The sequence below is a fragment of the Streptomyces sp. NRRL F-5630 genome (assembly GCF_000719475.1).
In the GTDB taxonomy this organism is placed as follows: domain Bacteria; phylum Actinomycetota; class Actinomycetes; order Streptomycetales; family Streptomycetaceae; genus Streptomyces.
The window spans coordinates 1-5,570 of the sequence record NZ_JOGO01000138.1 but is presented as its reverse complement, the minus strand read 5'-3'; the positions used below and the strand labels follow the sequence as shown (position 1 = coordinate 5,570).

The window sequence follows — 5,570 nt, the reverse complement described above, 5'->3', positions numbered from 1 at the left end:
CGCGCCGACGACAGCCCCCCCCCCCGGGAGAGCGCCCCTCCCGGCGCCGCCCACCGCCTCCCCCGCCCCCCTGTCAGTCCCCTACGGCACAGTGACCCCATGACCTCACGCCCCACCCGTCGCCCGTCTTCCGCCACCCCGCGCTCCGCCCGGCGGACGCTCGCCGTACGGCCGCCGCGCAGGCCGGAGTTGCGGCTGCCCTCTCTCGTCGACCCGCCCGCCTGGGGGCTCGTGCCGGACGGGGACTACGACGGGGTCGAGTGGCGCGGGGACACGCTCGACGAGGCGGACGGGGGCGGCGCCTCGTTCCTCGACTGCGTGCTCCGCGACTGCGCCCTCGGAGGCACACGGCTGACGCGCGCCCGGTTCGTGGACTCGCGCCTCGAAGCGGTACGGGGCGTGGGGACGCGGCTCGCCGAGGCCACGCTGCGCGATGTCGAGGTGATCGACGCGCGACTCGGCGGGACGCAGGCGCACGGGGCGGTGCTCGAACGGGTCGTGGTGCGCGGCGGGAAGCTCGACTACCTCAACCTGCGCGGCGCGAAGCTCAAGGACGTCGTCTTCGAGGCGTGCGTGCTCGTCGAACCGGACTTCGGCGGGGCGAGCCTGGAACGGGTCGCGTTCGTCGACTGCGTCGTGAAGGGCGCGGACTTCAACAAGGTGACGCTCAAGGACGTCGATCTGCGCCAGGCCGCCGAACTGGGCGTCGCCGCCGGGATCGGCGGGCTGCGCGGCGCGGCCATCAGCCCGGACCAGCTCATCGACCTCGCTCCCGCGCTCGCGGCCGAACTGGGGATGCGGGTCCTGGACTTGGGGGAGTGAGGACTCAGGACACGCGGGGGAAGCGGGCACGCAGGTCCCACACCAGCGGGTTCTCGTCCAGCTCCTCGTGCATCTCGGCGAGGTCGGCCAGCAGGTCGTGGAGGAAGTCGCGTGCCTCCCGGCGCAGTTCGGCGTGCGAGAAACTCAGCGGGCGCTCGCTCTCGGGGCGCCACTCGGCCTCGATGTCGACCCAGCCGAAGCGGCGCGCGAAGAGCAGCCGGTCCGCCGACTCGGTGAAGTCCAGCTCCGCGTACTGCGGCCTGCTCGCCCTGCTCCCCTTCGGGTCCTGGTCGAGCAGTTCGGCGATGTCGCACAGCGCCCACGCGAAGTCGAGCACCGGCACCCACCCCCAGGCCGTCGCCAGCTCGCGGTCCTCCTCCGTGTCCGCGAGATACACGTCCCCGAGAAACAGGTCGTGCCGCAGCGCGTACCGGTCGGCCCGCCGGTAGTCGGTCTGCGGCGAGTCGGGATGGCGGCGGGAGAGGGCGTAACCGATGTCGAGCACGGGAGGAATGGTGTCACGGCGGGGCGAGCCGAAGGCGAGGGCCTGGACGGGGCGGGGCGTACACCCCGCACACGACGGCCCCCTCGGCGGGCGTCCCTGGGCGAGCCGTCTGTCGGCGGGCCGTCCCTCGGCGGTCGTCCGTTGGCGGGCGGTCCCGGTGGCCATGCGCGCCGTGCGCGAGCGGTCAGAGGCTGGACGGGTCCGGCGCGTGCGGCGGCTGAGGACCGTACGGCAACCCTGTGAGGAGCTGTGCCCGGTTCGGATGAGGAGCCTCGGCTTCGCGCACCCGTTTCGCGCATACGCTGAAGGCTGTCGCTGAAGCGAAGGAGGTCCGCCGTGGCAGAGCCAGTCCCGGAGTACGAGTCCACGTCGGCCGAGTCGGATCAGTGGGCGCACCGTGCGGCGCTCCTGGCCGAACTGGCCGGCTTCAGCCTGCCGGCCCCATCGGTGGACGCGGCCTTCGAGGTATTCAGCGCCGCCGCCCCTCAGGGCTGGCGCGTGGAGTTGGTCGAAGGGGAAATCCACGTGACACCACCGGCGAACGGCGAGCACGAGGAGATGGTGTCGGAGCTGAGCGGTCAGGCCCGGGACCATCGCCGCGATCTCGCTCGTTACACCGGGATCGGCCTCCGCGTGCCCGGCGCCTCCGGAAGCGGGCGGGTCATCCCTGACCTCGTCCTCGCCCCTCGCGGGAGCTTCGCCGACCGGCAGGAGTGGCACGACCCCTCACCCGTGCTGCTCGCCGCCGAGGTGACGTCCGTCTCCATGGCCGCCAACGACCGGGTGCGCAAGATCCGGGGCTACGCGCGAGCGGGTATCCCTGTCTACGTGGTGGTGGATCGCGAGGCGGCCCACATCGTTGTCTGCACCCGCCCCTCCGGCGACGACTACCGGCAGAAGACCACGTACAAGATGGGCGATCCGGTGCCGCTCCCCGCCCCCGTGGGATTCACGATCGACTCCGGGGAGCTGTGAGCCCCGCCCGCTTGTGGCGGTTGTGGAAGTCCCGTCATTCCAGCAGTCGTTGCTCCTTCGCCACCGCCACCGCTCCGGCGCGGGTGTCCACGCCCAGTTTCTGGTAGACGCGGCCCAGGTGGGTCTTCACCGTGGCCTCGCTGATGTGGAGGGCGCGGGCGATGTCGCGGTTGCCGAGGCCCTGGGAGAGCTGGGCCAGGATGTCGCGCTCGCGGGGGGTCAGTCCGGGGCGCGGGGCGCGCAGGTGGGCCAGGACGCGGTGGGCGACCGGGGGCGAGAGCGCGGTGCGGCCCCGCGCGGCGGCGTGGATCGCGGCGAAGAGCTCCTCCGGGCGCTCCGCCTTCAGGAGGTAGCCCGTCGCCCCCGCGTGCACCGCGCGCGTGACGTCCGCGTCGGTGTCGTACGTCGTGAGGACGAGGACGCGCGGCGGAGCGGGCAGCGCGAGCAGGCGCCGGGTCGCCTCGACCCCGTCGATGCCCGGACCGAGCTGGAGGTCCATGAGCACGAGGTCCGGACGCAGCTTTGCCGCGAGCGCCACCGCCTCCTCGCCGCTCCCCGCCTCCCCGCTCACCTCGATCCCCGCCGCGCTCGCGAGCAGTGCGCGCAGCCCGGCCCGTACGACGGCGTGGTCGTCGCACAGGAGGAGCCGCACGGGGCTCTCGTCCGGGGAGGAGCCGGTCACGGGGGTGTCCGTCATGAGGAGGGTCCTTCGTCAGGTCCGGGGGAGAACGTTCGTTCCCGCTCCGCCGTGCCGGGCGGCTCGTGCCACGGGACCCGCGCCGTCAGGACCGTGCCCTCGCCCGGCGCCGACTCGACGGCGAGCGTGCCACCCAGCTGCTGGAGGCGGGCCCGCGTCGCGGGGAGCCCGTGGCCGCGCGGTCCGCGCGGTGCCGCCGCCAGGTCGGGCACGAAGCCCCTGCCGTCGTCGGCGACGTCCAGGAACGCGAGGTCGTCGAGCAGAGTGAGCGTGAGCGTCGCCGTACGGGCGCGTGCGTGCTCCCGTACGTTCGCGAGCGCGCCCTGCGCCGTACGCAGCAGTGCCGACGCGACCCGGTCCGGCAGGACGGCCGGGCCCGCGCCCGTCTCGTCGTGGACCTCGGCCCGCACCGTGAGCCCGCCGTGCGAGGCCCGCGCCGCGAGAGCCGTGAGCGCGGCCCCGAGGTCCGTCCCGCCCGCGAGCCCCGCGGGGCCGAGGTCGTGCACGAGGCGCCGCGCCTCGGCGAGGCCCTCCGCCGCGATCCCGGCGGCCGTGCGCACGTGGGCGCGCGCCACCGCCGGGTCGTGATCCCACTGGCGTTCGGCGGCCTGGAGCAGCATCCGCTGACTGGACAGGCCCTGCGCGAGCGTGTCGTGGATCTCGCCGGAGAGCCGCTGCCGCTCGGCGAGCGTGCCTTCGCGGCGCTCCGTCGCGGCGAGTTCCCTGCGCGTGCGCACGAGGTCGTCGATGAGCGCCCCGCGCCGCGCGGACTCGCGGCTCAGGTGCAGGAAGACGCCGGTCGCGAGCGCCGCGACGACCGGCGGCAGGAGGACGAGGTTCGGGTCGAAACCGTCCGCGAGCCGCAGTTCGGCCACCACCACGAGCGCCGTGAGCACGGTGATCGCCGCGAGCGCGGCCCGCACGGGCAGCAGGCGCAGCGCCGTGTGCACGAGCGGGATCGCGCACCACGCGAAACTCGGCGCGAGCAGCACGACGACCGCCCAGCACACCGCGACCACCCCGAGCCGCCCCCGCCGCGCCCGCGCGGAGCCGCCCCGGACGAGTTGCGTCCCGGCGAGCACGAGGCTCAGCGCCACGACCCACGGCAGCCGGCCGCTGTCGCCGTGCCGCAGCACGTAGCGGAGCAGCGCGCCCGCGAGCAGCGCGAGGAAGGCGAGGGTGAGGAGCGCGGTGAGCCGCCGCTCGTCCGCCTCGGCGGCATCGTCGGCCCGCGGAACAGGGAGGGGGACGTCGGACTGCGGTGGGGGCATGGGCGGGTGTCCTGGGTGCTGTGAGGCCGGAGGCCGGTCCTGGGTCCGGGGGCGGGCCGGGAACGCGGGACGGGGCTGCGGGGTGGGAGGGGCGGTACGGGCAGGGCGGGCAGGCTCGCCCCCTCGATCATCGCGCCGGGCGCGGGGCGCCGCATCAACCGATCGGCCGACCCGGGGGCCCACCGGTCGGGGGGCGGAGAGGAGCCGGGCGGGCGACGGGAGAGGCGGGCGCGGACGGCCAGGCTTGAGGAGCGGAAGCCGCCACGGGAACGGCGCCCCCGCACTCGCCGGGCCGAACCCCGGCCCGGCGTCCGCAAGGCCGAACCCGGCCCGGCGTCCGCAAGGCCGAACCCGGCCCGGCGTCCGCAAGGCCGAACCCCGGCCCGGCGTCCGCAAGGCCGAACCCGGCCCGGCGTCCGCAAGGCCGAACCCCGGCCCGGCATCCGCAGGGCCGACCCCGGCCCGTACCCGTGGGCACCCGCCCCCGACACCCGTGGGGCCACCCCGACCCGTAAGCCCCGCCCTCGTCCCCCCCGACGCACACCCCAGGAGCGCAACCCATGTCCCTCACCCTCCGCACCCGCCGCAGCCGTGTCCTCGCCGGTGGCACCCTCGTCGCCGCGCTCGGCACCGCCGGGGTCCTCGGCACCGTGTCCGCGAACGCCGAGTCCCCGCGGCCCCGCCCCGCCGCCTCCGCCACTCCCGCCGCCGACGTCTCGGGCCGCACCACCACGACCACGACGCACCTGACCACCGCCGCGGCGACCCGCGCCGCGCAGGCCGCGCTCGACGCCGCCCGTCGCGCCCACCAGAACGTCTCGGTCGCCGTCGTCGACCGCGACGGGCGCACGCTCGTCACGCTGCGCGGCGACGGCGCGGGCCCGCAGTCCTACGAGTCGGCCGTGAAGAAGGCGTACACCGCCGTCTCCTGGAACGCCCCCACCTCGGACCTCGTCAAGCGCCTCGACTCCGCGCCGACCCTCAAGGACATCCCGGGCACGCTCTTCCTCGCGGGCGGCGCCCCGGTCACCGCGAAGGGCGCGCCCGTCGCGGCGGTCGGCGTCGCGGGCGCGCCGAGCGGCGACCAGGACGAGAGCTTCGCGAAGGCGGGTGTCGCCGCGCTGGGCAGGTGAGGCGGGACAGGAGCTGTCCCGTACGGGCGGGGGTCCCCCGTGCCAGGAATCGCGCCCGCCACCGCCTCCTCGCCCCGGCCCGCACGGGCGATCCCTCCCGCACCGGCCCCCCCCGCGCCGGTCGCCAACCCCTGTCTCTTATACACATCTGACGCTGCCGACGATAC

General features: G+C 75.5%; 6 protein-coding genes. 3 read left to right on the top strand and 3 right to left on the bottom strand.

What is annotated here, in order from left to right; genetic code table 11:
* Window positions 1-99: 99 nt before the first annotated feature.
* Window positions 100-822 (top strand): pentapeptide repeat-containing protein, encoded by a 723-nt coding sequence (locus IF99_RS0129755; RefSeq protein WP_199806588.1) that lies wholly within the window; start codon window positions 100-102, stop codon window positions 820-822.
* Window positions 823-826: 4 nt separating this feature from the next.
* Here IF99_RS0129755 and IF99_RS0129750 read toward each other — a convergent pair whose 3' ends face one another.
* The gene (locus IF99_RS0129750; RefSeq protein ID WP_031001479.1) at window positions 827-1,327 is read right to left on the bottom strand and encodes a hypothetical protein; all 501 of its coding nucleotides are present in this window, start codon (window positions 1,325-1,327) and stop codon (window positions 827-829) included.
* Between the two features lie 408 nt (window positions 1,328-1,735).
* On the opposite strand from IF99_RS0129750, the gene IF99_RS0129745 reads away from it, so the two are divergent.
* Window positions 1,736-2,302, top strand: a complete 567-nt coding sequence (locus IF99_RS0129745) for a Uma2 family endonuclease (protein ID WP_031001477.1) — start codon at window positions 1,736-1,738, stop codon at window positions 2,300-2,302.
* 34 nt (window positions 2,303-2,336) lie between these two features.
* On the opposite strand, the gene IF99_RS0129740 is transcribed toward IF99_RS0129745, so the two are convergent.
* Together IF99_RS0129740 and IF99_RS0129735 are read right to left on the bottom strand one after the other, a co-directional pair.
* On the bottom strand, window positions 2,337-2,999 hold the full coding sequence (locus tag IF99_RS0129740; protein ID WP_031001475.1) for a response regulator: 663 nt from the start codon (window positions 2,997-2,999) through the stop codon (window positions 2,337-2,339).
* Window positions 2,996-4,270, bottom strand: a complete 1,275-nt coding sequence (locus IF99_RS0129735; protein WP_031001472.1) for a sensor histidine kinase — start codon at window positions 4,268-4,270, stop codon at window positions 2,996-2,998. Before IF99_RS0129735 ends, IF99_RS0129740 begins: the two co-directional genes overlap by 4 nt.
* 560 nt (window positions 4,271-4,830) lie before the next feature.
* Between IF99_RS0129735 and IF99_RS0129730 the strand changes: the two genes are divergently transcribed.
* Window positions 4,831-5,403, top strand: a complete 573-nt coding sequence (locus IF99_RS0129730; protein WP_031001470.1) for a GlcG/HbpS family heme-binding protein — start codon at window positions 4,831-4,833, stop codon at window positions 5,401-5,403.
* The last annotated feature ends 167 nt before the right edge of the window (window positions 5,404-5,570 follow it).

Bases quoted from the DNA above. Each gene is read 5' to 3' on its own strand.
- IF99_RS0129755 (WP_199806588.1), top strand. From the start codon at position 100: ATGACCTCACGCCCCACCCGTCGCCCGTCTTCCGCCACCCCGCGCTCC.
- IF99_RS0129740 (WP_031001475.1), bottom strand. From the start codon at position 2,999: ATGACGGACACCCCCGTGACCGGCTCCTCCCCGGACGAGAGCCCCGTG.
- IF99_RS0129735 (WP_031001472.1), bottom strand. From the start codon at position 4,270: ATGCCCCCACCGCAGTCCGACGTCCCCCTCCCTGTTCCGCGGGCCGAC.
- IF99_RS0129730 (WP_031001470.1), top strand. From the start codon at position 4,831: ATGTCCCTCACCCTCCGCACCCGCCGCAGCCGTGTCCTCGCCGGTGGC.